Origin of the sequence: Cereibacter azotoformans (assembly GCF_021391315.1) — a bacterium.
Taxonomy (GTDB): domain Bacteria; phylum Pseudomonadota; class Alphaproteobacteria; order Rhodobacterales; family Rhodobacteraceae; genus Cereibacter_A; species Cereibacter_A azotoformans.
On the sequence record NZ_CP090023.1, the window covers coordinates 125771 to 148181 of the forward strand.

General features: G+C 68.8%; 22 protein-coding genes and 3 pseudogenes. 22 read left to right on the forward strand and 3 right to left on the reverse strand.

Annotated elements, in window-relative coordinates; all coding sequences use genetic code 11:
- The first annotated feature begins 67 nt into the window (after positions 1 to 67).
- The 10 genes from LV780_RS19925 (at position 68) to LV780_RS19970 (ending at position 8266) form a co-directional block, all read left to right on the forward strand.
- Positions 68 to 1213: a sugar transporter gene (locus LV780_RS19925; protein ID WP_117345196.1), complete on the forward strand. Its 1146-nt coding sequence runs from the start codon at positions 68 to 70 to the stop codon at positions 1211 to 1213.
- 17 nt (positions 1214 to 1230) lie between these two features.
- The gene (locus LV780_RS19930; RefSeq protein ID WP_117345197.1) at positions 1231 to 1959 is read left to right on the forward strand and encodes an ABC transporter ATP-binding protein; all 729 of its coding nucleotides are present in this window, start codon (positions 1231 to 1233) and stop codon (positions 1957 to 1959) included.
- 176 nt (positions 1960 to 2135) lie between these two features.
- Positions 2136 to 3074: a glycosyltransferase family 2 protein gene (locus tag LV780_RS19935; protein ID WP_117345198.1), complete on the forward strand. Its 939-nt coding sequence runs from the start codon at positions 2136 to 2138 to the stop codon at positions 3072 to 3074.
- A gap of 70 nt (positions 3075 to 3144) precedes the next feature.
- Entirely contained in the window at positions 3145 to 3708 is a 564-nt protein-coding gene (rfbC, locus tag LV780_RS19940) for a dTDP-4-dehydrorhamnose 3,5-epimerase (protein WP_117345199.1), read from the forward strand.
- 4 nt (positions 3709 to 3712) lie between these two features.
- Positions 3713 to 4753: a dTDP-glucose 4,6-dehydratase gene (gene rfbB / locus LV780_RS19945; protein ID WP_117345200.1), complete on the forward strand. Its 1041-nt coding sequence runs from the start codon at positions 3713 to 3715 to the stop codon at positions 4751 to 4753.
- Positions 4750 to 5574: a sulfotransferase family protein gene (locus tag LV780_RS19950; RefSeq protein ID WP_181969660.1), complete on the forward strand. Its 825-nt coding sequence runs from the start codon at positions 4750 to 4752 to the stop codon at positions 5572 to 5574. The genes rfbB and LV780_RS19950 overlap by 4 nt, the downstream gene beginning before the upstream one ends.
- Positions 5571 to 6425 (forward strand): dTDP-4-dehydrorhamnose reductase, encoded by an 855-nt coding sequence (gene rfbD / locus LV780_RS19955; protein WP_117345202.1) that lies wholly within the window; start codon positions 5571 to 5573, stop codon positions 6423 to 6425. The genes LV780_RS19950 and rfbD overlap by 4 nt, the downstream gene beginning before the upstream one ends.
- Positions 6422 to 7312, forward strand: coding sequence for a glucose-1-phosphate thymidylyltransferase RfbA (gene rfbA, locus LV780_RS19960; protein WP_117345203.1), 891 nt, complete (start codon positions 6422 to 6424; stop codon positions 7310 to 7312). Before rfbD ends, rfbA begins: the two co-directional genes overlap by 4 nt.
- A gap of 43 nt (positions 7313 to 7355) precedes the next feature.
- A complete protein-coding gene (locus LV780_RS19965; RefSeq protein ID WP_233864292.1) occupies positions 7356 to 7703 on the forward strand; it encodes a hypothetical protein in 348 nt (115 codons plus the stop codon).
- Positions 7679 to 8266 carry an exopolysaccharide biosynthesis protein gene (locus LV780_RS19970; protein WP_117345204.1) on the forward strand — a complete coding sequence of 196 codons (588 nt, stop codon included), beginning with the start codon at positions 7679 to 7681 and terminating at the stop codon, positions 8264 to 8266. The genes LV780_RS19965 and LV780_RS19970 overlap by 25 nt, the downstream gene beginning before the upstream one ends.
- 127 nt (positions 8267 to 8393) lie before the next feature.
- Here LV780_RS19970 and LV780_RS19975 read toward each other — a convergent pair whose 3' ends face one another.
- Positions 8394 to 8735: a carboxymuconolactone decarboxylase family protein gene (locus LV780_RS19975; protein WP_117345205.1), complete on the reverse strand. Its 342-nt coding sequence runs from the start codon at positions 8733 to 8735 to the stop codon at positions 8394 to 8396.
- A 656-nt stretch (positions 8736 to 9391) separates the two neighbouring features.
- Here LV780_RS19975 and LV780_RS19980 point away from each other — a divergent pair.
- From LV780_RS19980 to LV780_RS20015, 8 genes and pseudogenes are all read left to right on the forward strand, one after another.
- Positions 9392 to 9727 (forward strand): calcium-binding protein, encoded by a 336-nt coding sequence (locus tag LV780_RS19980; protein WP_117345206.1) that lies wholly within the window; start codon positions 9392 to 9394, stop codon positions 9725 to 9727.
- Positions 9696 to 10208 (forward strand): hypothetical protein, encoded by a 513-nt coding sequence (locus LV780_RS19985; RefSeq protein ID WP_117345207.1) that lies wholly within the window; start codon positions 9696 to 9698, stop codon positions 10206 to 10208. The genes LV780_RS19980 and LV780_RS19985 overlap by 32 nt, the downstream gene beginning before the upstream one ends.
- The gene (locus tag LV780_RS19990) at positions 10198 to 10440 is read left to right on the forward strand and encodes a hypothetical protein (protein WP_117345208.1); all 243 of its coding nucleotides are present in this window, start codon (positions 10198 to 10200) and stop codon (positions 10438 to 10440) included. Before LV780_RS19985 ends, LV780_RS19990 begins: the two co-directional genes overlap by 11 nt.
- Positions 10441 to 10567: 127 nt before the next feature.
- A pseudogene (locus tag LV780_RS19995) lies at positions 10568 to 11061 on the forward strand (RrF2 family transcriptional regulator).
- Positions 11062 to 11308: 247 nt separating this feature from the next.
- A complete protein-coding gene (locus LV780_RS20000; RefSeq protein ID WP_117345209.1) occupies positions 11309 to 12310 on the forward strand; it encodes a sulfate ABC transporter substrate-binding protein in 1002 nt (333 codons plus the stop codon).
- Between the two features lie 2 nt (positions 12311 to 12312).
- Positions 12313 to 13151 (forward strand): annotated as a pseudogene (cysT, locus tag LV780_RS20005) (sulfate ABC transporter permease subunit CysT).
- Positions 13152 to 13154: 3 nt separating this feature from the next.
- A pseudogene (gene cysW / locus LV780_RS20010) lies at positions 13155 to 13999 on the forward strand (sulfate ABC transporter permease subunit CysW).
- Between the two features lie 10 nt (positions 14000 to 14009).
- Positions 14010 to 14729: a sulfate/molybdate ABC transporter ATP-binding protein gene (locus tag LV780_RS20015; RefSeq protein ID WP_117345210.1), complete on the forward strand. Its 720-nt coding sequence runs from the start codon at positions 14010 to 14012 to the stop codon at positions 14727 to 14729.
- A gap of 176 nt (positions 14730 to 14905) precedes the next feature.
- Here LV780_RS20015 and nusG read toward each other — a convergent pair whose 3' ends face one another.
- Both nusG and LV780_RS20025 read right to left on the reverse strand, forming a co-directional pair.
- Positions 14906 to 15430: a transcription termination/antitermination protein NusG gene (nusG, locus tag LV780_RS20020; RefSeq protein WP_117345211.1), complete on the reverse strand. Its 525-nt coding sequence runs from the start codon at positions 15428 to 15430 to the stop codon at positions 14906 to 14908.
- A complete protein-coding gene (locus tag LV780_RS20025; RefSeq protein ID WP_117345212.1) occupies positions 15427 to 16614 on the reverse strand; it encodes an MraY family glycosyltransferase in 1188 nt (395 codons plus the stop codon). Before LV780_RS20025 ends, nusG begins: the two co-directional genes overlap by 4 nt.
- A gap of 595 nt (positions 16615 to 17209) precedes the next feature.
- On the opposite strand from LV780_RS20025, the gene LV780_RS20030 reads away from it, so the two are divergent.
- The 4 genes from LV780_RS20030 to LV780_RS20045 are packed head-to-tail and all read left to right on the forward strand — an operon-like array spanning position 17210 to position 22410.
- Entirely contained in the window at positions 17210 to 18280 is a 1071-nt protein-coding gene (locus tag LV780_RS20030; RefSeq protein ID WP_117345213.1) for a polysaccharide biosynthesis/export family protein, read from the forward strand.
- A gap of 3 nt (positions 18281 to 18283) precedes the next feature.
- On the forward strand, positions 18284 to 18733 hold the full coding sequence (locus LV780_RS20035) for a low molecular weight protein-tyrosine-phosphatase (protein ID WP_101342118.1): 450 nt from the start codon (positions 18284 to 18286) through the stop codon (positions 18731 to 18733).
- Entirely contained in the window at positions 18730 to 20922 is a 2193-nt protein-coding gene (locus tag LV780_RS20040; RefSeq protein ID WP_117345214.1) for a polysaccharide biosynthesis tyrosine autokinase, read from the forward strand. Before LV780_RS20035 ends, LV780_RS20040 begins: the two co-directional genes overlap by 4 nt.
- Positions 20923 to 20982: 60 nt before the next feature.
- Positions 20983 to 22410, forward strand: coding sequence for a mannose-1-phosphate guanylyltransferase/mannose-6-phosphate isomerase (locus tag LV780_RS20045; RefSeq protein ID WP_117345215.1), 1428 nt, complete (start codon positions 20983 to 20985; stop codon positions 22408 to 22410).
- Position 22411 lies beyond the last annotated feature (1 nt).

A 22411-nucleotide genomic window follows, 5' to 3' on the forward strand; every position in this document is an offset into this window, starting at 1 on the left:
AGGATCCCCGGCGGGAACGGGCGCCGGCAAGGACGGCCGACCCGGCCTTCTGCCGGGCTCGTTCCGGGTGCCGGCCGCAGCGCCCCGCGCCGTGGCGCGCCTGCGCCACCACGGCATCCTTGCGAGCTTCCTCGGTCTGGTCGCGGCGCCGACCCTTGCGGCGAGCCTCTATCTCTTTGCCGTCGCCGAAGACCAGTATGCCTCGGCGGTCGGCTTCTCGGTTCGGTCCGAAGACATGAGTTCGGCCCTCAGCATGCTGGGCGGCGGTCTGGCCAGCCTCGGCCTCGGCAGCTCGGGCTCGGCCTCCGACTCCGACATCCTCTACCAGTTCATCCAGAGCCAGGAACTGGTGCAGCGGGTCGATCAGAAGCTCGACTTGCGCAGGATCTACTCCCGCCCCGCCTTCGACCCCGTCTTTGCCTTCAACCCGGATGGGCAGATAGAGGATCTGGTCAAGTACTGGCGGCGCATGGTCCGGATCAGCTACGACAGCAACACTGGGTTGATCGAATTGCGGGTCCATGCCTTCGCCCCTCGGGATGCGCAGGCCGTGGCCGCCGCGATCCTCGACGAGTCAACCCGGATGATCAACGATCTCTCCGCCATCGCGCGTTCGGATGCCACCCGCTATGCCCTCGAGGAACTCGAGAAGGCCGTCAACCGCCTGCGCGACCAGCGCGTCGCCATGACCGAATTCCGCTCGCGCACCCAGATCGTCGATCCGAGCGCCGACATTCAGGCCCAGATGGGCCTGCTCAACACGCTCCAGCAGCAGTTGGCCGAGGCGAGCATCGACATCAACCTGCTGCGCCAGACCACCCAGCCGAACGACCCCCGCATCGCTCAGAACGAGCGGCGCATCGCGGTCATCGAGGAGCTGATCCAGCGCGAACGCGAGAAGTTCGGCATGGGCGGCACCGGCAGCGGGTCGGAGGCAAGCACCTATTCCACGCTGATTGCGGAATATGAGCGGCTGAGCGTCGATCTCGAATTTGCCCAGAACGCCTATGTGGCGGCGCTGACCAATCATGATGCGGCGATCGCCGAAGCCCAGCGGATGAACCGCTACCTGGCAACCTATGTCAGCCCCACGCTCGCCCAGCAGTCGCTCTATCCCCAGCGCGGGCTTCTGGCGCTGATGACGGGCGGGCTCACGCTGCTCGTCTGGGCAATCGGGATGCTGATCTACTACAGCGTGCGCGACCGGCGCTGAGCGCGAAAGGCCAGCCCATGATCGAACTGCGCAATGTCTCGAAGAGCTATGTCCTGAACGGGACGCGCAAGGTGGTCGCGCGCGATCTGAACTTCATCTTCCCCTCCGGGGAGAGCGTGGGGCTTCTCGGGCGCAACGGCGCTGGCAAGTCCAGCCTCCTGCGGATGCTTGCGGGCACGATGCTGCCCGACAAGGGCGAGATCCTCTCGAGCGGCACGATTTCCTGGCCCGTGGGCTTCTCCGGCAGCTTCCACCCCGAACTGACCGGGGCGCAGAATGTCCGCTTCGTCGCCCGGCTCTATGGGGTCGACACGGAGGCTATGGTGGAGTTCGTGCGCGACTTTGCCGAGATCGGCCAGCATTTCCACCTGCCGGTCCGCAGCTATTCCTCGGGGATGCGCTCACGCCTGGCCTTCGGCATGTCCATGGCCATTCCCTTCGACACCTACCTCATCGACGAGGTGACGGCGGTGGGCGATGCGGCCTTCAGCGCCAAGAGCAATGCGATCCTGCGCGAACGGCTGGAGCACAGCGGCGCGGTGATCGTCTCGCATGCCATGCCGCTGCTGAAGAAGCTCTGCACCTCGGGCGCCGTGCTCCATGACGGGCAGCTCTTCTACTACGACCGCATCGAGAAGGCGATCCAGCACCACGAGAGCATGATGCAGGGGGCTCTTCCGCCCTGGCTGCGCAAGGGTGCTGGGAGGCCCCACTCTCACCTCGCTGAAGCGGGGGCTGGTGATTGACTCCAGCTTGAAGCCGATGCCTGTCGTGCCGCAGGCGACGCGCCGACCCCAAGGCATTCATGGGGCCGATGCGGCACCGGCCGAGATCCGCCGACGCGGCCCTGCCCGGCTGCATCCGTGCCGGGCAGGAGCCGGACGATGCTGCCCTTGCCGCAGCGCGGCGCTATAGGAGAGTCATGACCGAGTCCCATCCTCCCCGGATCGCCATCCTGCTCGCCACCTACAACGGGGCGGCGAACCTCGACGAGCAACTGGAGAGCCTTGCCGCCCAGCATCTGCGTCCGGCGATGCTGATCGTCAGCGACGATGGCTCGACCGACGGCACGCGCGAGCTGGTCCGGGCCTTCGCCGTCCGCCATTCCTGGCTCGATCTGCGGCTGATCGACGGGCCCTGCCAGGGCTCGGCGCGGAATTTCCTGCATCTGCTGGGCCAGGTGCCCGAGGGGATCGACATGGTGGCGCTGTCGGACCAGGACGACGTCTGGCTGCCCGACAAGCTGGCCCGCGGCGCCAAGGCCCTGCGCAATGAGCCCGCGGACCTGCCGGTGCTCTATGGCGGCTCGAGCTGGATCTGCGACGCCGATCTGGGCAACCGCCGGCCCTATCCCCTGCCCCAGCGCGCGCCGGGCTTCCGCCATGCGCTGGTGCAGAACATCGCCGGCGGCAACACGATGATGCTGAACCGCGGCGGGATCGAGCTTCTGGCCGAGGCCAGCCGCGAGCCTGGCCGCCTCGTGGTGCATGACTGGTGGATCTACCAGATCGTCTCGGGCGCCGGCGGGCGGGTGATCTTCGATCCGGTGCCGCTGCTGCTGTATCGCCAGCACGGCGGCAACCTGATCGGGGCCAATCATGGGTTGGCCGCCAAGAACCGGCGGCTGATGATGATGCTGAGCGGCCGGTTCCGGCTGTGGAACTCGATCAACATCCGCGCGCTGCGCGCCTCGGCCCATCGCTTCACGCCCGAGAACCGGCGGCTGCTGGAGGAGTTCGAGGCGTTGCGCCGCGCCGGCCCTCTCAGCCGGCTGCGCCGCCTGAACCGGATCGGCCTTTACCGGCAGGGCCTGCCGGGCAGCCTGTCGCTGTGGCTGGCCGCGGTGCTGGGCCGGATCTGAGGCGACCCGGCGTGGACAGGATGTGGCCGAGTTGCTATCCAGCGGGCGATTCAAAGCAGGGGAATTTCAGGTGAAGGTTGAAGAAACGGAACTGCCGGGCGTGCTGATCCTGACGCCGAGGGTGTTCGGCGATGCGCGGGGCAGCTTCTGCGAATCCTGGAACCGGGCGACGCTTGCGGGGCTCGGGATCGACCTCGACTTCGTGCAGGACAACCAGTCGATCAGCGCACCCGTCGGCACGGTGCGCGGCCTGCATTACCAGGCGCCGCCGCACGCGCAGGACAAGCTGGTCCGCGTGGGCCATGGCGCGATCCTCGACGTGGCGGTCGATGTGCGGGTGGGCTCGCCCACCTACGGGAAATGGGTGGGGGTGGAGCTTTCGGCCGAAAACGCCCGCCAGCTTCTGGTGCCCAAGGGCTTCCTGCACGGCTTCGTCACGCGAGAGCCCGGAACGGTCGTCCTTTACAAGACCACCGACGTCTATGCCCCCGACTGCGACGGGGCGGTGCATTTCGCCGATCCCGACCTCGGCGTGGACTGGGGGATCGACCCGGCCTCCGCGGTCCTGTCGGACAAGGACGCCCATGCGCCGCGCTTCGCGGACTGGACCAGCCCCTTCACCTACGAGGCCTGACCCCATGAAACTGATCGTGACCGGAGGGGCGGGCTTCATCGGCTCGGCGGTGGTGCGGCAGGCGGTGGCAAAGGGCCACCATGTCGTCAATGTCGACTGCCTGACCTATGCCGCCTGCCTCGAGAACCTGGCCAGCGTCGCCCATGCCCCCAACTACGCCTTCGAGAAGGCCGACATCCGCGACGCGGACGCCATGGCGCGGGTCTTCGCCACCCATCGCCCCGACGCGGTGATGCATCTGGCGGCCGAAAGCCATGTGGACCGCTCGATCGACGGGCCGGGCGCCTTCATCGACACCAACGTCCGCGGCACCTATGTGCTGCTGGAAGCCGCGCGGGCCTACTGGACAGGGCAGGGAAAGCCGCAGGACTTCCGTTTCCACCACATCTCGACCGACGAGGTCTTCGGCACGCTGGGCGAGACGGGGCGGTTCACCGAAGACACGCCCTACGCGCCGAACTCGCCCTATTCGGCGTCCAAGGCCGCCTCGGACCATCTGGTCCGCGCCTGGGGCGAGACCTACGGGCTGCCTTACGTGCTGACCAACTGCTCGAACAACTACGGGCCGTTCCATTTCCCGGAAAAGCTCATTCCGGTGGTGATCCTGAAGGCGCTCGCGGGGGAACCGATCCCGGTCTACGGCAAGGGCAAGAACGTCCGCGACTGGCTCTATGTCGAGGATCACGCCGATGCGCTGCTGACGGTGCTGGCGCGGGGAGAGAACCACCGCAGCTACAACATCGGCGGCGAGAACGAGGCGCGAAACATCGACATCGTCCGCAAGATCTGCGGGATCCTCGATGTCCGGCGCCCCAAGGCCACGCCCTACGCCGACCACATCGCCTTCGTCACCGACCGTCCGGGGCACGACCTGCGCTATGCGATCGACCCCACGCGCATCCGCACCGAGCTTGGCTGGCGGCCGTCCGTCACGCTGGATCAGGGGCTCGAGCACACGGTGGACTGGTATCTGGCCAACGAGCCCTGGTGGCGCGCGCTGCAGGACCGCTCGGGCGTGGGCGAGCGGCTGGGGGTCCGGGCGTGACAGCCAGGGCGGCCGTGAAGCGTCTCGACTTCTTCATCGTCGGGACGCAGAAGGGCGGAACCACCGCCCTTTCGGCCAAGCTTGCTCGCCATCCGGCCATCTGCTGCGCCAAGCCAAAGGAACTGCACGTCTTTGATGACGAACGCCGTGACTGGACCTCCGGCGACATCCCGGACCTGTCGGCCCATTTCCCCGCGGCCAGCGATCACCGGCTCTGGGGAGAAGCCACGCCGATCTACATGTACTGGCCGCAGGCGATCGAGCGGGTGGCGCGCTACAATCCCGAGGCGAAGATCATCGTCAGCCTGCGGCACCCGGCCTACAGGGCCTTGTCGCACTGGAAGATGGAATTCGTCCGCCGCACCGAGGAGTTGTCCTTCGCGGAGGCCATCTCCGAGCGCGGGCGTGCGCGGGTGCGCGCGGCCCCCCAGGTGTTCTCCTATGTCGAGCGGGGCTTCTATGCGCCCCAGATTGCCCGGCTGCTGGCCCATTTCCCGCGGCAGAGCATCTTCTTCTGCCGGATGGAAGACCTGTATCAGGAGGAAGCCGCCGTCCTGCAGGCCCTGGCCGGCTTTCTGGGAGCGGATGGCGCCTTCCCGGACGACCTGGGCCCGAAACGCGTGGTGCCGGTCGAAACCTCCGGCCTTGCCGTCGATGCCACGGCCGAACTGTCCTGGCTGTCCTCGCTTTTCCATGACGACATCCGCGAAACGGCCCGCCTGACCGGCCTGAACCTCGGCGCCTGGACAGACGGAACCTATGATGAAACCTATCTGACGCAGGACTTGCCCATGGCCCCGAAAAGGGTGTTTTCCGCATGACCCTACTCATCTTCGGCCGCACCGGACAGGTCGCCACGGAACTGGCGCGGCAGGCTCCGCAAGCCCGCTTCCTCGGCCGCGACGAGGCCGACCTTGCCGATCCGGATGCCTGCGCCTGGGCCATCCTCGACGCCCGGCCGCAGGCGGTCATCAACGCCGCCGCCTGGACGGCCGTCGATCCCGCCGAGGACGAGGAGGCCCAGGCGACGGTGGTGAACGGTGAGACCCCCGGCGCCATGGCGCGGGCCTGCGCGGAACTGGGCATCCCCCTCGTCCATATCTCGACCGATTATGTCTTCAGCGGCGAAGGCACCCGGCCCTGGCAGCCCGAGGATCCGGTCGCCCCGCTCGGCGCCTATGGCCGCTCGAAGCTTGCCGGCGAAGAGGCTGTGCGCGCCGCCGGCGGGGTCCATGCGATCCTGCGCACCTCCTGGGTCTTCTCGGCCCATGGTGCGAATTTCGTGAAGACCATGCTGCGCCTCGGCGCTGCTCGCGAGACGGTGAGCGTGGTCATGGACCAGGTGGGCGGCCCCACGCCCGCGGCCGACATCGCAAGCGCCTGCCTTGCCATCGCGCGCAGCCTTCCGGCGCGGCCCGAACTGTCGGGCACCTATCATCTCTCGGGCGGCCCGGACGTGAGCTGGGCCGACTTCGCCCGCGAGATCTTCCGCCAGGCGGATCTTCCCTGCCGGGTGCAGGACATCCCCTCCTCGGATTATCCGACCAAGGCCCACCGCCCGGCCAATTCCCGCATGGACAATTCCGCCCTGTCGCGCTTCGGCCTTGACCGCCCCGACTGGCGGCAGGGCCTCGCCCGCGTTCTGGCCGATCTTCAGGAGATTTCCGAATGACCACTCGCAAAGGCATCATCCTGGCCGGAGGCTCGGGCACGCGGCTCTATCCGGTCACCATCGGCGTCTCCAAGCAACTGATGCCAGTCTATGACAAGCCGATGATCTACTATCCGCTCTCGGTGCTGATGCTGGCCGGCATCCGCGAGATCGCGATCATCACCAGGCCGCAGGACCAGGACCAGTTCCGCCGCGTGCTGGGGGACGGCAGCCAGTGGGGGATCGCCCTCAGCTATGTGGTGCAGCCCGAACCGGGCGGTCTCGCCCAGGCCTACACGCTGACCGAGGATTTCCTCGCCGGCGCCCCCTCCTGCATGGTGCTGGGCGACAACATCTTCTTCGGCCACGGTCTGCCGGAACTGCTGGCACGGGCGGATGCGAAGGCGGACGGCGGCACGGTCTTCGGCTATCACGTCGCCGACCCCGAGCGTTATGGCGTGGTGGCGATGGACGAGGCCGGCCGCGTCACCCAGATCATCGAGAAGCCGGAGGTTCCGCCCTCGAACTATGCCGTGACCGGGCTCTATTTCCTCGATGCCCGGGCGCCGGAACTGGCGCGCAGCCTCAAGCCTTCGGCACGGGGTGAGATCGAGATCACCTCGCTCCTCGAGATATACCTGCGCGAGGGCACGCTCAACGTTCAGCGCATGGGCCGCGGCTTTGCCTGGCTCGACACCGGCACGCATGGCAGCCTGCTCGATGCGGGCAACTTTGTGCGCACGCTGCAGAAGCGGCAGGGCATGCAGACCGGCTGCCCCGAAGAGATTGCCTACGCGAATGGCTGGATCGACGCCGATGCGCTGAAGAAGATGGCGGACCGGCTTTCGAAGAACGACTACGGCCAGTATCTGCATGCAATGCTCACCGACCAGATAATGGAAGGATAGGGCTAGAGGGTCTCGAAACCTTCGGACGGTCCCGCTGCTGCTCGTGGAAGAGGTCGATGCTGTCCGCATCGACGCCGAGGCCATGGGCGACATCCGCGGCGGCATCACCGCAAAGCATCCTCCGCTGAACGGCGGCGCGAGATCTGCCGGCGTGACGGCTCCCCTTGACGGGGCGCAGGTCGCGCGCTTCACCCCGGCCGACGTGCCCGGCGCCTTGTGGGAGATGGAGGCGAAGATGCAGATCCTCTGCTCGGTCGAGCATCACGCCGCCTGGGCCGGCTGGACCGCCGCGGACCATGCCGGCGGCGCCGGCGCAGGAACCCTGTCCGGTCCGGGGCCGTTGCTGCGGGAAGCCGGAGGATGGACATGGCCGAACGCACGAGGGCGCTAAGCGACGTTCTGGATGAGCTGGAGGGGGCGGTCCATGACAAGGATATCGCCGTGCAGGAGATCATCGAGCGGCTGGGCGACCGCTCCTTCGCCTCGCTGATGCTGGTCTTCTCGCTGATCTCCACCTCGCCGGCGAGCGCCATTCCGGGCATCACCGCCTTCGTGGCGGTCGTGGTCTTCATCCTGACCGTGCAGATGATCGTCGGACGCAAGAGCGTCTGGCTGCCCGGCTTCATCACCCGGCGACGGATATCGAGCCGGATGCTCTGCAAGGGGATCTCGTGGCTGCGCAAGCCGCTGCGCTTCATCGAGCGCTTCATCGGCAAGCGGCTCGCCTTCCTCGTGCACCGGCCTTGGCTTTTCCTGCCGCTTGCCTGCATCCTGGTGCTGACGCTCGTCATGCCCTTCATGGAGGTGATCCCCACCTCGGGCTCGGTCGCCTCGGCCGCCATCGCCCTCTTCGCGGCCGGCCTGCTGACGCGGGACGGGGTGCTCGTGCTCTTCTCGCTGATCCCGCTCTCGGCGGTGCCCTTCCTGATCTGGCAGGTGGGGTTCGGCATCTGAGGGGGGGGGGTGGCAGGCGCCGCGCCAAGCCGCCCTCATGGACCGGCCTGATCCCGCAGGGCCGAGGTCGGCTCAGGCCGGCCGCCTGCGCGGAGGGCGGCCGCTCCTGGCGGCGCGGCGCGGCCGGTCAGCCTGCGGCGGCCAGCTCGTCCCAGCAGGCGAGGGCCTTGGCCGCATACATCATGCCGGGCCCGCCGCTCATCTGGATCGCCATGGCCAGCACGTCGCCCAGTTCCTCGCGGCTGGCGCCGGCCTTCATCAGCGCCTCGACATGGAGCACGATGCAGGGCTCGCAGCGCTGCACCAGCGCCATGCCGAGCGCCACGAATTCCTTCTCCTTGTGGCCGAGGACGCCGCTCTCCTTGACCGCCTTCGAGAGGGCTCCGAAGCCCCGAGTCTGCTCGGGGGCGGCCTTGTAGAGCGCGCGCAGCTCGTCGCGGATGTAGTCGATCTTCTGTTTGTAGCTCATCGGTCCTGGTCTTTCCTTGTCCCGCTCCGGCGGGAATGGCGGCTCGGTCGCCCCCGGAGGCCGAGCGATCCTCCCCTCCCGAAGGGCACCGGGGCTGGCTCTCATAGACAGGCCACCACCGCCGCGTCAGTGACCATGTCACGCAGGGCCGGGGCCAGGATGTCCCACCTGCCAGAGCGAGGGGCTGCCGTTCCGGAAGATCGTGCGCGGACGCCGCGGGCGCGCCACAAAGGCGACGCAACTTCGACACGCACCCGTCCAGATCCGGACGAAGATATGCCCGCTTGATCGACGAAGGGGTTCGGGGCGGGCAGGATGTCCCAGGCCGACAGCTGGCCGCAGGAAGGCAGTGAATGGCAAACATTTTCGCGAACGTCGGGCTGAACATGGATCAGCTCGATCTAAACCGGATTTACCGCTTCGGCTTCGGCGCCGAATTTTTGACAACATCACGAGACCTTCAACGGCATCACCTATACGGACATCTTCACGGCCGGCTGGTCCCACGGCGGCGAGGAGTACGGCAGCCTCTTCGGCGGCCGGTCGATCGGCTATTCCTCCGTGACGGGCCACATCACCGGGGGAACGGTGACGGGCTATATCGAGGCGGTACTCTCGGACGGCTACTATGCAGCTGGGGCATCGAACGGGCCTCGGTGCCGGCCGTTTCGCTCTACAAGGCCGGTCTGACTCGCTCGACCACGGACGACATGGCGATCATGCGCTCGCTTCTGGGTGGCAACGACCGGTTCGACCTGTCCAACATGGCCGACCTCGTCCGCGGCCACGGGGGCGACGACACGATCCTCGTCCGCGGCGGGCACGACCGTCTCTTCGGCGGGGCGGGCCAGGACCGGATCGACGGCGGCACCGGAGCCGACCTGATCCGCGGCGGCGCCGGGCGCGACCTGCTGCTGGGCGGAGCCGACCGGGGCGCGCGACGTCTTCCTGTTCCGCTCGGTGGCGGACAGTCGGCCGGGCAAGGACCATGACACGATCCGCAGTTTCATCTCGGGGATCGACGACATCGACCTGCGCCCGATCGATGCCCGTCCCGCGGCGGGCGACCAGGCCTTCACCTTCAGCGGCGGCACGGCGCGCGCCTGGTCGGTCTGGTGCGTGGATACGGGACCGGACATCCTGGTGCGGGCCGACGTGACCGGCGACGGGCGGGCGGATTTCGAGATCCTCGTGGCCAATGTGGACCGGCTGACCGCGAGCGACTTCCTGCTGCCGCGTGCCGGGGGAGGAGGCACCCTCCGGCGCCGGCCACCCGTGCCCCCCGCCCCTGCCCTCCGCCGGTTGAAGTGGCGGATCGGGGCCCTATATCCTGTCAGGTCTCCCCCGGATCGGCCTGTCGGCCCCGCTGCGGGAGCCGAGCGAAAACTCCCTTCATTCGATGAAGCATGGCGGTGGATTGCCGCCCAACAATGCGGCAAGCGCCGCCAAGAGAAAGCAGACTATGGCACTTGAATTCGACATCACGACCCGGAACGGCCCGGTGCAGGCACAAGGCACGGTGGACGGCATCGTGCCCTTCCACTTCGAGGATCACGGCGACCACTGGACAGCCCGGATCGGCGGCCACTGGCAGCATACCGAGCCGCAGTCCACCGCCCCCGGCCCCCGTCGCATGGCCGAGGCCCGGCGCAACATCTACCGCGCCCTCGCCCTGTTCCGCAGCCAGGCCAAGCGTCAGGCCTGAACCGGGCCTGAACCGGGCGCCGCCCGGCGGGCGCAGCGCCCCCCATTCCCCCTGCCCCTCGGCCCGCAAGACGGTGACCCGCCGGATCTTTCTTGTGATGGCCCCGCCCGCCCCCTAGCTTGGGCGCATGATCACGCAAAAGATGAAATATGCGCTGAAGGCCCTCATGGTCCTCGCCGAGGAGCGCAACAGCGCGCAGCGTCCGCTGCGGATCGAGGATATCGCGCAGCGCTCGGGCACGCCGAAGCGGTTTCTCGAGCATATTCTGCTCGACATCCGCAATGCGGGCTACATCGCCAGCACCCGCGGACGCTCGGGCGGCTTCTGCTGGTCAAGGAACCGGCGCAGGTGCCGCTGAGCGAGCTTCTGCGGATGATCGACGGGCCGATCGCGCCGCTGCCCTGCCTCTCGCGCCGCTCCTACCAGAAGTGCGACGACTGCACCGACGAGGCCTCCTGCCGGATCCGCAAGGTCTTTGCCGAGATCTTCTGGTCCTATCTCGTGCTGATCGACTCGCTGACGCTGGCCGACCTCGTGGGGGTGCCGGCCGCGGCCGAGCAGATCCTCGCCGCCCCGACCCGGCCCGGTCCCTCGGGCGCGGATTCGGCCACGGGCCCCTGAGGAGCGGCGGCGGTTCTGCCTGTTTTCCAGGAATCGCCAGCCTTGCGGGGCCGGGGCGCAATCTTCCGTAACCCGCTGAAAAATCCGGATCCGGGGGACTCTCGCCCCTCGGGCGAGGCCGGCGATTCCCCTCGCCCGCCAAACACGACTGACTTACTGTATATTTCTGTTGCAATACACGACTTATCCTGTCGTAATTGCCGCGGGCCGGCCGCAAGGTGGCCGCCTCAAGCCAGGAGAGCGGATCATGACCTTCCACACCCCCCTTCACGGCCTCGCCGTGGCAGGCGTCGCGCTCGCGGTGGCGCTGGCGGGCCCCGCACGGGCCGAGACGCTGCTGAACGTCAGCTACGACCCCACGCGTGAGCTTTACCGCGAGGTGAACGAAGCCTTCGCCGCCCGCTGGCAGGCCGAGGGCCACGAGGCGCCCGAAATCGAGACCAGCCACGGCGGCTCGGGCGCGCAGGCCCGCGCGGTGATCGATGGGCTGGGCGCGCAGGTGGTGACGCTGGCGCTGGCTTCGGACATCGACGCCATCGCCGAAAGATCCGGCAAGCTTCCGGCCGACTGGCAGGGCCGGCTGCCGCACAATTCCTCGCCCTACACCTCGACCATCGTGTTCCTCGTCCGCGAGGGCAATCCCAGGGGCATCGCCGACTGGGGTGATCTGGTGGCCGACGGCGTGCAGGTCATCACCCCAAACCCCAAGACGAGCGGCGAGGCGCGCTGGAACTACCTCGCCGCCTGGGCCTGGGCCGAGAAGAACGGTCGGGACCCCAGGGCCTTCCTGCAGGATCTCTTCGCCCATGTGCCGGTGCTAGACACCGGCGCGCGCGGCGCGACCACCACCTTCGCGCAGCGGGGCCTCGGCGATGTGCTGCTCGCCTGGGAGAACGAGGCCTGGCTGGCGCTGAAGGAACTGGGCGAGGACCGGTTCGACATCGTGGTGCCTTCGGTCTCGGTGCTGGCCGAGCCGCCGGTGGCGCTGGTCGAGGGCAACATCGCCTCGGACGCGCAGCGCGAACTGGCCACCGCCTATCTCGACTTCCTCTATTCGCCCGAAGGCCAGGCGCTGGCCTTCAAGCACTATTACCGCGCCTGGGACGCCTCGCAGGCCGCGCCCGGGGATGTGAAGCGCTTCCCCGAGCTGGAGCTGGTGGACATCGGCCATTTCGGCGGCTGGGTCAGGGCGCAGCCCGAGCATTTCGGCGACGGCGGCATCTTCGACCAGATCTACGAGGCCAGGTGACCATGCGCCCGCTCGCGCTCAAGGCGCCCTCGGCCCTGCCGGGCTTCGGCCTCGCGATGGGGATCACGCTGACGCTTCTGTCGCTTGTCGTGCTGCTGCCGATCGGCGCGCTGCTCGGGCGCGGCGCCGCCATCGGCCCGGCCGAGATCGCGGCCCTGCTGGGGCGCGAGCGGGTTCGGGCGGCGCTGGCGCTGTCCTTCCGGGCGGCGCTGGTGGCGGCGCTCTTCAACCTCGTCTTCGGCCTTGCGCTGGCCTGGGTGCTGGCGCGCTACCGCTTCCCCGGCCGCCGCCTCGTCGATGCGGCGGTGGACCTGCCCTTCGCGCTGCCCACCGCGGTGGCCGGCATCGCGCTGACCGCGCTTTACGCGCCCAACGGCCCCCTCGGCCAGCTTCTCGCCCCCTTCGGGCTGCGCGTCGCCTATACCGAGGCGGCATCTGGATCGCGCTGATCTTCGTGGGCCTGCCCTTCGTGGTCCGCACCGTCCAGCCGGTGATCGAGGAGATCGACCGCGAGGTCGAGGAAGCCTCGGCCACGCTCGGCGCCTCGCGCGCGCGCACCTTCGTCCGGGTCATCCTGCCGATGCTGGTGCCGGCGCTGCTCACGGGCTTTGCGCTGTCGCTGGCGCGGGCGGTCGGCGAATATGGCTCGGTCATCTTCATCGCCGGCAACCTGCCGATGCAGACCGAGATCGCGCCGCTTCTCATCATCATCCGGCTGGAGGAGTTCGACTATGACGGCGCGGTGGCGATCGCGCTGGCCATGCTCGGCATCTCGTTCGCGCTGCTTCTCGCCATCAACCTCCTCCAGATCTGGAGCCGCCGCCGCATGGGCGCGGTCTGAGCCATGAGCCACACCCCCTCCCTGCGCCTTCCCGCCACCGCCGAGCCCGTCTGGCTGCGCCGGCTGCTCATCCTCGGCACGCTCGCAGTGCTGGCCCTGCTGGTGCTGGCCCCGCTGGCCATCGTCTTCATCGAGGCGCTGAAGGACGGCGTGGCGCTGGCGCTTGCCGCGCTCGGCAGCCGCGACGCGCAGGCGGCGATCCGGCTGACGCTGACGGTGGCGGCCGTCTCGGTGCCGCTGAACGCCGCCGCTTGGGCGGTCACCAAGTTCGACTGGCGCGGCAAGGCGCTGCTCATCACGCTGATCGACCTGCCCTTCTCGGTCTCGCCCGTGGTGGCGGGCCTGTCTTTCGTGCTGCTCTTCGGCGCCAACTCGGCTCTGGGCGGCTGGCTGGTGGCGAACGGCCTGCCGATAGTCTTCGCGATCCCCGGCATCGTGCTGGCCACCCTGTTCATCACCTTCCCCTTCGTCGCGCGAGAGTTGATCCCGGTGATGACCGAACAGGGCCGCGCCGAGGAGGAGGCCGCGCTGACGCTGGGGGCCTCGGGCTGGCGCACCTTCCTGACCGTCACGCTGCCCAACATCGCTGGGCGTTGCTTTACGGCGTGCTGCTCTGCAACGCCCGCGCGATGGGCGAGTTCGGCGCCGTCGCCGTCGTCTCGGGCAAGATCCGCGGCAAGACCACGACCATGCCGATCATGATCGAGATGTTCTACAACGAATATCTCTCGGTCGCGGCCTTCGCGATGGCGGCGCTTCTGGCGCTTCTGGCCCTCGTCACTCTCACGCTGAAATCGACCCTGGAATGGCGCCATGCAGACCAGCTGGCCGCCACCCACCGCCGCTGAGGAGAGGCCCGTGCATATCGAGATCGACGAGATCGCCAAGAGCTTCGGCCCCACCCCGGCGCTCCATCCCGTGAGCCTCTCCATCCCCTCGGGGGCGCTGATCGCGCTGCTCGGCCCTTCGGGCTCGGGCAAGACGACGCTTCTGCGCATCCTGGGCGGGCTCGAGTTTCCCACCTCGGGGCGGGTGCTCTTCGACGGGCAGGACGCCACCGGGCTCACGGTGCAGGAGCGCTGCGCGGGCTTCGTCTTCCAGAGCTACGCGCTTTTCCGGCACATGACGGTGTTCGAAAACGTGGCCTACGGCCTGCGTGCCCGCCCCCGCCGGACCCGGCCCACCGCGCCCGAGATCGACCGCCGCGTGCACCGGCTGCTCGAGCTGATCCAGCTGCCCGACATCGGCGCGCGCTATCCCGCGCAGCTGTCGGGCGGCCAGCGCCAGCGGGTGGCGCTGGCGTGCGCGCTGGCCATCGAGCCCCGGATGCTGCTTCTCGACGAGCCCTTCGGCGCGCTCGATGCCCGCGTCCGCAGGGAGCTTCGCCAGGGCCTGCGCGAGATCCACGATGCGACGGGCCTGACCACGGTCTTCGTCACCCACGACCAGGAGGAGGCGATGGAGCTGGCCGACTTTGTCGTGGTCATGTCGATGGGCCGCATTGAGCAGGTCGGCCGCCCCGCCGACATCCGCGCCCGGCCCCGGACCGACTTTGTCCGCGATTTCCTCGGGGCGTGATCTGGCCCTTCAGCGATGCCTGTCGGGTGTCCGCGGTGGCGTGAGGTCCCGGACATCTGGCGCGGTTTGCAGGAGGCCGGCAACGCGAGGGAGGCGGATGAGGTGGACGCCCTCCCGCTACGGGCTCGGCGGTGCCGGCTCATGTCGCCGATGTCAGGTCGGGGAAGGGTGCGAGCCTATCCTGCTTTTTGCAGCGCCGCGATCCGGATTTGTGTTTTTGTTTGTCCACCGAGGATATCGAGGAGGATCCAGACGCGTTTGTCGGGTTCGATCTGCTCGACGGTTGCGATGTAGTCGGCGAAGGGGCCGGAGATGATCCGGACGCGGTCGCCGAGGTTGAGCTGCTCGGGTGGGAGGAGTGTTCCGTCGTTTGCGCATCTCTGGCGCAGGCCTGCGATGAGCGCGTGCGGGACGGGGCTGGGGATGTTTCCGAAGGTGACGAGACGTGAGACGCCGTAGGTTGCGTTGATGGCGCGCCACTGGGGGAATTCGGGGTTGAAGCGGACGAAGAGGTAGCCCGGGAAGAGCTGCTGGACGGTGTGCCGGAAGCGGGTTCCGTGTTTTTTCGTCTGGTTCTGCGTCGGGGAGAAGACGGAGAAGTCCTGTCTCAGCAGGTTCCGTTCGGCGATGCGGAAGGCGTTCGGCTTTGTCTGGACGAGGTACCAGGGGGCGGTGTCGGGGAGGTTCTGGTGGCAGGTCACGCGCGCTCTCCGGCTTCCTCGAGATCGAGTTCGCCGCGGGCCTCCTGGGTGCGCGCGGTCATCCAGGGAGCGTTGGCGGCCCGGATGCGCGCCCTGAGGGAGGGGAGGTATCTTCCGCGGCGTGCGGCGAGGGTCATTCCGGTCATGTAGGTGGCGATGAAGAGGGCGCCGAAGGCGGCGAGGGCCGCGAAGGCGGCGAGGGGCTGGTCCCAGAGGAGGACGCCTGCTGCGATGGGAGCCGCGATCATGGGCAGCAGGATGAGGGTTGTGAGGGGATTTGCGACGCGGCGGGCCTGACGTCCGAGGATGAGGATCTCGAGGGCGCGCATGACGAGTTGGTGGAAATGCAGCCTGTCGGGTTCGTCGGAGGGGCGCCCGGCGGTGCGTCGGCGCCAGATGGCGAGGAGCGTGTCGGCGACGGGCCAGAAGAAGATGAGCAGGACGGCCCAGGGGGTCAGCTCGTCGATCCGCGAGATCGACAGGATCCCCACCCATGCCAGCAGGTGGCCGAGCGCATAGGCGCCGGCGTCACCGAGAAAGATCCGGGCCTGGGGGTAGTTGAAGATCAGGAAGCCCACCAGGGCGGAGACGAGCAGGAGCGCCATCCAGACGAGGCCCGGGTCTTCGGCCTGCAGGGCGACGGCTGCGAGGCCGAGGGCGGTGGCCACGCCTGTGAAGCCGGACAGACCGTTCATTCCGTCGATGAGGTTGAAGGCGTTGCAGACGCCCATGACGGAGAAGATGCTGAAGGGGATGGCGAAGGCGGACCAGGCCATGAGGAGGTCGAGGCCCGGGATATCGAGACGGGCGAGCCAGAGCTGCAGGGTGATGACCGCGACCAGGCTGGAGAGGGCGGCGGCGGCGAGGCGGCCGGCGGGCGGAATGCGCAGGCCCAGGTCTTCGGCGAGGCCGGCCAGGGCCACGGGGGCTGCGGAGGCGAGGATGAGGGACCACAGGTGCGCGTCATCGTGTGATGCCAGGAGCGCTCCCGCGGCAAGGCCTGCGAGGACCGCCAGTCCGCCGAGGCGGGGTGTGGGGGTGCAGTGGCTTGCCTGGACGGCGCGGAGGTCGTTGCGTCGCAGGACGAGGGCGATGTGATGGTCGCGTGTCCAGGCGACGAGGGCCGCGGTAAGGACGGATGCGGAAAACGCCGTGATGATCGGGATCAATTGTCCGGAGGTCATGGGGGTCTCCGCAATGTCAAGGAACAGGGTTTCTTGATAGGGGGAGGTCCCGGGATCGCAAATGGACGCCAAAGTTTCCGGCCATGTCTTTGGCGTGCAACCATTCATGCCTTTTCGGGGTTCGGGCTGTCGGCGGATCATGACCATAGGGAGGTTTTTGCCCGGGTCATTCCCCGTGACGCGCCAAAGTGCGCGCCGGCCGATACGTTCGATACATACCCGGGACAGGCGTCAGCCCTGGCTCGACCGGAGCAGCGCCCGGCCTTTTCCGCATGACTTTCCCGGGGGTTGCTGCGGCATGGACCGGGGTGGTCTCCTCGGCGGCTCCTGCAGTCCGCTCCGGACGGCTCCCATCCTTTTCTCTGCGGTATGGGTTTTCTGATACCTGCGATATTTGCCCTGACCGTCCGGTTGGATTTCTGTTCGGGTGGCTTTGTGCTTCTTGCGAATTCAGGGAATTGGCGCGGACGGGGATGATTTGAGGCCCGGTTTCGCGGTCCCGGGGACATCTGTTTTCAAACGATGTCCCTGTTTTCGAGTGTCAGTCGCCGGGTCTTCCGGGAAGGCAGCGGCATTGAAGGAGACGGGATCGCCGATGCTGCACCGACTGACGGTTGTTCTTGTGGGAAGCCTGCCGGTTCTCGCAGGCTGTTCGGAAGGCCATGTGCGCTTTCCGGTGACGGAGAGCGCGCAGAAGGCGCTTCCGGAGAATGTGCAGGTGATCCGGCTGGATGCGGAGAACATCCGCAGCTTCGAGGTGCCGGCGGAACCGCACCAGGCGACGCGGCTGCCGGCCGGCGGAGGATGGGACTACCGGATCGGGGTGGGGGACATCCTGGGGATCACGGTGTTCGACCATCCCGAACTCATGCTGCCGGGGGGCGAGAAGACCGCCGGGGAGAGCGGCTTCCGGGTGCAGGGGGACGGGACGGTGGCCTTTCCCTACGTGGGGGCGGTGCGGGCGAAGGGCCGGGCGCCGGAGGAGGTGCGCGAGGAACTCCGGACGCGGCTTGCGGCCTTCATCCCCGAGCCGCAGGTGGATGTGCGGGTGACGGCCTTCAACTCGCAGGCGGTGAGCGTGACGGGGGAGGTGAGAACCCCGAACCGGCAGGCGCTGACCACGGTCGAGCTGACGCTTCTCGATGCCATCAACGCGGCGGGGGGGCTGGCCGAGACGGCGGACGCGCGGCGGGTGACGGTCCGGCGCGGCAAGAGCTCCTACAGGGTCGATCTCGAGGGGTTCCTGACCGCGGGGCTCGGGAGCAACAACCCGGTGCTGCGGCCGGGCGACATCGTCACGGTGCCGCGCCGGCTGGCGCGCGAGGCCTATCTTCTGGGCGAGATCGTGAAGCCCGCGGCGGTCGATCTTTCGGTCGAGCCGCTGACACTCACCCAGGCGCTGAGCCGGCAGGGCGGCATTCTCGAGCGGCGGGCGGATGCGCGGGGGGTCTTCGTCTTCCGCGCGAACGGCGCGCCGGGCATGAAGGTGTTCCAGCTCGATGCGCGCTCGCCCACGGCGCTCCTCCTGGGGACGCGGTTCCTGCTGCAGCCGGGGGATGTGGTCTATGTGACGCGCGCGCCGCTCAGCCGCTGGAACGACACGATCAGCGACCTGCTGCCCTCGGTGGGGATCACCAGCAGCCTCGATCGGCTGGGGACGAACTGACCGGTGGAGGTTCAGTCCGTCCTCGTGGTCTGCGTCGGCAACATCTGCCGCTCGCCCACCGGCGAGCGGCTTCTGCGGGCGCGGCTGCCGGATCTGCGGGTCGAGTCCGCGGGGCTGGCCGCGCTGGTGGGAAGTGCCGCGGACGGGCGTTCGGCGGCGGTGGCCGAGGCGCAGGGGCTGTCGCTTGCGGGCCATGTGGCGCGGCAGTTCACGCCGGCGATGGGGACGGGGTTCGATCTCATTCTCGTCATGGAGACGGCGCACCGGGCCCGGATCGCCCGGATGGCGCCGCAGCTTCTCGGGCGGACGATGCTCTTTGACCACTGGACGGGAAGTCGAGGGATCCCCGATCCCTACGGCCGCCTGGCCGAGATGTACGAGAGCACGTTTTCACGATTGTCCGCGGCGGCCGATGCCTGGTCGGCCCGGTTGCGCAAGAGGGTTGACGGATGACGGACATGTCCCGGCCGGTGCAGGCCGCAGAGGAGGACGAGATCGATCTCGGACTGCTCATGGCCCGGCTCTGGGCCGGCCGGAACTGGATCGCGGGCGCGACGGCGGCAGCGGCGCTCCTGGCGACCGCCCATCTGGCCAACACGCCCCCCACCTACCGCGCGGATGCGCTGCTGCAGCTCGAGCCCAAGAGCGGCTCGATGGCGCTGCCGCAGGCCCTGTCCGCCATGGCCGAGATCGAGCCGCAGAGCGCGACCGAGGTGGAGATCCTGCGCTCGCGCTTCGTGCTGGGCGAAGCGGTGGCGGGCACCCATCTCGACTGGCGCGCCGCCCCGGTCCGGCTGCCGCTCCTTGGCCAGGCCGTGGCCTCGGGACGGCTGCCGCTGCCCGAGCTCGATGTTCTGGTCCCCTATGACCGGGGCGACGCCCGGATCCGGCTCGACATGCTCGAGGTGCCGCCCGAGTGGATCGGCAAGGAGATCCGGCTGACGGCGGAAGGGGAGGGACGCTTCACGCTTCGGCTGCCGGACGAAAGCCTCGCCGAGGGCGCGGTGGGCGTGCCGCTCTCGCTGCCCGCGAAGGGGTTCGGCCTGCGGATCGGGGCGCTCGAGGGCCCCGCGGGGCGCGCGTTCGTGATCCTGCAGCGCGACGAGACCGAGGCGATCCAGTCGCTGCGGGGGCGGGTTTCGGTCGCCGAGCGCGGGCGGGGCTCGTCCATCCTCGAGGTGAGCCTGACGGGGGAAGATCCGGCCGAACTGCAGCGCACGCTGGGCGCGATCACCGAGGCCTATCTGCGCCAGAACATGAGCCGCAGCGCCGCGGAAGCGCAGAGCAGCCTCGATTTCATCGAGCGCCAGCTGCCCGAGGCGCGCGCGGCGGTCACAAGGGCCGAGGAGCGGCTGAACGCCTACCGCCAGGCCCAGCAGGCGATCGACCTCGGCTTCGAGGGCCAGAGCCTCCTGACCCAGATCGCCGCCGCCGAGGCCGAGCTGCGCCAGCTTGCGGCCGAGGAGGAGGATCTCGCCGAGCGCTACACGCAGCAGCATCCGGTCTATCAGAAACTCCTCTCCGCCCGGGCGCGGCTCGAGGAGCGGCTGGCGGCGCTGCGCCGCGAGACGACCGAGCTGCCCGAGACCCAGCGCGAGGTCTTCAACCTGACGCGCGACCTGGAAGTGGCCCAGCAGGTCTATCTGCAGCTTCTGAACCGGGCGCAGGAGCTGGGCGTGCTGAAGGCCAGCACACTCGGGAACGTGCGCATCATCGACCATGCCCGCACCGAGCCGCTCCCGATCGCGCCGCGGCGGGGGCGGGTTCTGGCGCTGGCGCTTCTGCTGGGCGCGCTCGGCGGGGCGGGCTTCGTTCTCGGGCGGCACTGGCTGCGCCGGGGGGTGCGGGGCGCCGAGGAGATCGACCGGATGGGGCTGCCGGTCTTTGCCACGGTGCTCTATGCCCCTGCGGTGGCCCGCAACCACCGGCAGAAGGGCACCCTGCCGATCCTGGCCCTGACCGAGCCCGACGCGGTGGCGGTCGAAGGGATCCGGTCGCTCCGGACGAGCCTGCATTTCGGGATGCTGGACGCGCAGAGCCGGTCGATCGCCCTCACCTCCTCGGCGCCCGAGGCGGGCAAGTCCTTCCTCGCGGTCAATCTCGCGGTGGTGGCGGCCGATGCGGGCCAGCGGGTCTGCCTCGTCGACGCCGACCTGCGCCGCGGCCGGATCCGGCAGTATTTCAGGGTGGGGAAGGGAGAGCCCGGGCTTTCGGACTATCTCGCCGGCGAGGCGGCGCTCGAGGATCTTCTGCGGCCGACCCCGATCCCGGGCCTCCGGGTGATGACGACGGGCCGCTATCCGCCGAACCCGTCCGAGCTCCTGATGCGGCCGGCCCTGTCCGACCTCGTGGCGGAGCTTGACCGCCGGTTCGACCTGACGATCTTCGATGCCCCGCCCGCGCTCGCGGTCACCGATCCCGTGGTGATCGGGCGCGCGGTGGGGGCGACCATCGCCGTCGTGCGCCACGATGTCACCACGACGGGCGAGGTCGAGGCGCTGATGCGCCAGCTCCAGGGCGCGGGCGTGAAGCCCGCGGGCGCGGTGCTCAACGCCTACAAGCCGGAAGCCGGCCGCGGGCCCTATGGCTACGGATACGGCTATGGCTACCAGTACAGCTACCGGCCGCAGGCCAGGGACTGATCCGCAGATCCGGGTCCGGAACAGCCGGGACCGGAGGACCCATCGGGAAGGTGAGAAACCATGATCACGCAGATCCTGCTCTGCGGCGGCTCGGGCACCCGGCTCTGGCCCCTGTCGCGCAAGGGCTTTCCGAAACAGTTCGCCACCATCCTCGGCGGGCGGAGCCTCTTTGCGGCCTCGGCCGAGCGGCTCTCGGGGCCGGGGTTCGGCCGGCCGGTGATCGTCACCGGTGCCGACTTCCGCTTCGTGGTGACCGAACAGCTGGCCGAGGCGGGCATCGATCCCGCCGCGATCCTGATCGAGCCCGAGCCGCGCAACACCGCCCCCGCGATCCTGGCCGCCGCCCTCCATGTCGCGGCCCGCGACCCCGAGGCGCTGATGCTCGTGGCGCCTTCGGACCATGCGATCGCCGATCCGGCCGCCTTCCGCGAGGCGGTGATGCAGGGGGCACCGATCGCGCGCGCGGGCCGCATCGTCACCTTCGGCATCGCCCCCACCCGCGCCGAGACCGGCTATGGCTGGCTCGAGCTCGAGGGGGCCATGGAGGGGCCTGCGGTCCCGCTCCGGCGGTTCATCGAGAAGCCTGACCGCGCCCATGCGGAGGAGATGCTGGCCGCGGGCCACTTTCTGTGGAACTCCGGGATCTTCCTCTTCTCGGCCGCAACCATCCTGGCCGCCTTCGAGGACCATGCGCCGGGGCTTCTCGAGCCGGTGCGAGGCGCCGTCGAGGCGGCCGTGCCCGATCTGGGGTTCCTGCGCCTCGCACCGGAGCCCTGGGCCAGGGTCGAGCCGATCTCGATCGACTATGCGGTGATGGAGCGGGCGTCCAATCTCTCCGTCGTGCCCTACGTGGGGAGCTGGAACGACCTCGGCGGCTGGGACGCGGTGGCGCTCGAGATGGGACCGGACGACCGGGGCGTGAGCCTCGCGGGCTCGGCCACCGCACTTGACTGCCACGACACGCTCCTGCGGTCGGACAGCGAGGGCGTGGAGATCGTGGGCATCGGGCTCGAGAACATCATCGCGGTGGCGATGAAGGATGCGGTCCTGGTGGCCGACCGCAACCGGGCGCAGGACGTGAAGGCGGCGGTCGAGGCCTTGAAGGCCCGGGGCGCGCGGCAGGCGGAGAACTTCCTCCATGACCGCAGGCCCTGGGGCTTCTTCGAGACGCTGGCCCTGGGCGACCGCTTCCAGGTGAAGCGGATCCTGGTCCATCCGGGCGCCGCGCTCTCGCTTCAGAGCCATGTCCACCGCTCCGAGCACTGGATCGTGGTGCGCGGCACCGCCCGGGTCACGGTCGACAACGAGGTGCGTCTCGTGACCGAGAACCAGTCGGTCTATATTCCGCTCGGCGCCCGCCACCGGATGGAGAACCCCGGCAAGGTGGCGATGGAACTGATCGAGGTGCAGACCGGCAGCTATCTGGGCGAGGATGACATCACGCGCTACGAGGACATCTACGCCCGCGGCCAGGGCGCGCGGGGCTGAG

Coding starts and splice junctions, on each gene's coding strand:
- LV780_RS19930 (WP_117345197.1), top strand. CDS start 1,231: ATGATCGAACTGCGCAATGTCTCGAAGAGCTATGTCCTGAACGGGACG.
- LV780_RS19935 (WP_117345198.1), top strand. CDS start 2,136: ATGACCGAGTCCCATCCTCCCCGGATCGCCATCCTGCTCGCCACCTAC.
- rfbB (WP_117345200.1), top strand. CDS start 3,713: ATGAAACTGATCGTGACCGGAGGGGCGGGCTTCATCGGCTCGGCGGTG.
- rfbD (WP_117345202.1), top strand. CDS start 5,571: ATGACCCTACTCATCTTCGGCCGCACCGGACAGGTCGCCACGGAACTG.
- rfbA (WP_117345203.1), top strand. CDS start 6,422: ATGACCACTCGCAAAGGCATCATCCTGGCCGGAGGCTCGGGCACGCGG.
- LV780_RS19970 (WP_117345204.1), top strand. CDS start 7,679: ATGGCCGAACGCACGAGGGCGCTAAGCGACGTTCTGGATGAGCTGGAG.
- LV780_RS19975 (WP_117345205.1), bottom strand. CDS start 8,735: ATGAGCTACAAACAGAAGATCGACTACATCCGCGACGAGCTGCGCGCG.
- LV780_RS19990 (WP_117345208.1), top strand. CDS start 10,198: ATGGCACTTGAATTCGACATCACGACCCGGAACGGCCCGGTGCAGGCA.
- LV780_RS20000 (WP_117345209.1), top strand. CDS start 11,309: ATGACCTTCCACACCCCCCTTCACGGCCTCGCCGTGGCAGGCGTCGCG.
- LV780_RS20025 (WP_117345212.1), bottom strand. CDS start 16,614: ATGACCTCCGGACAATTGATCCCGATCATCACGGCGTTTTCCGCATCC.
- LV780_RS20030 (WP_117345213.1), top strand. CDS start 17,210: ATGCTGCACCGACTGACGGTTGTTCTTGTGGGAAGCCTGCCGGTTCTC.
- LV780_RS20040 (WP_117345214.1), top strand. CDS start 18,730: ATGACGGACATGTCCCGGCCGGTGCAGGCCGCAGAGGAGGACGAGATC.
- LV780_RS20045 (WP_117345215.1), top strand. CDS start 20,983: ATGATCACGCAGATCCTGCTCTGCGGCGGCTCGGGCACCCGGCTCTGG.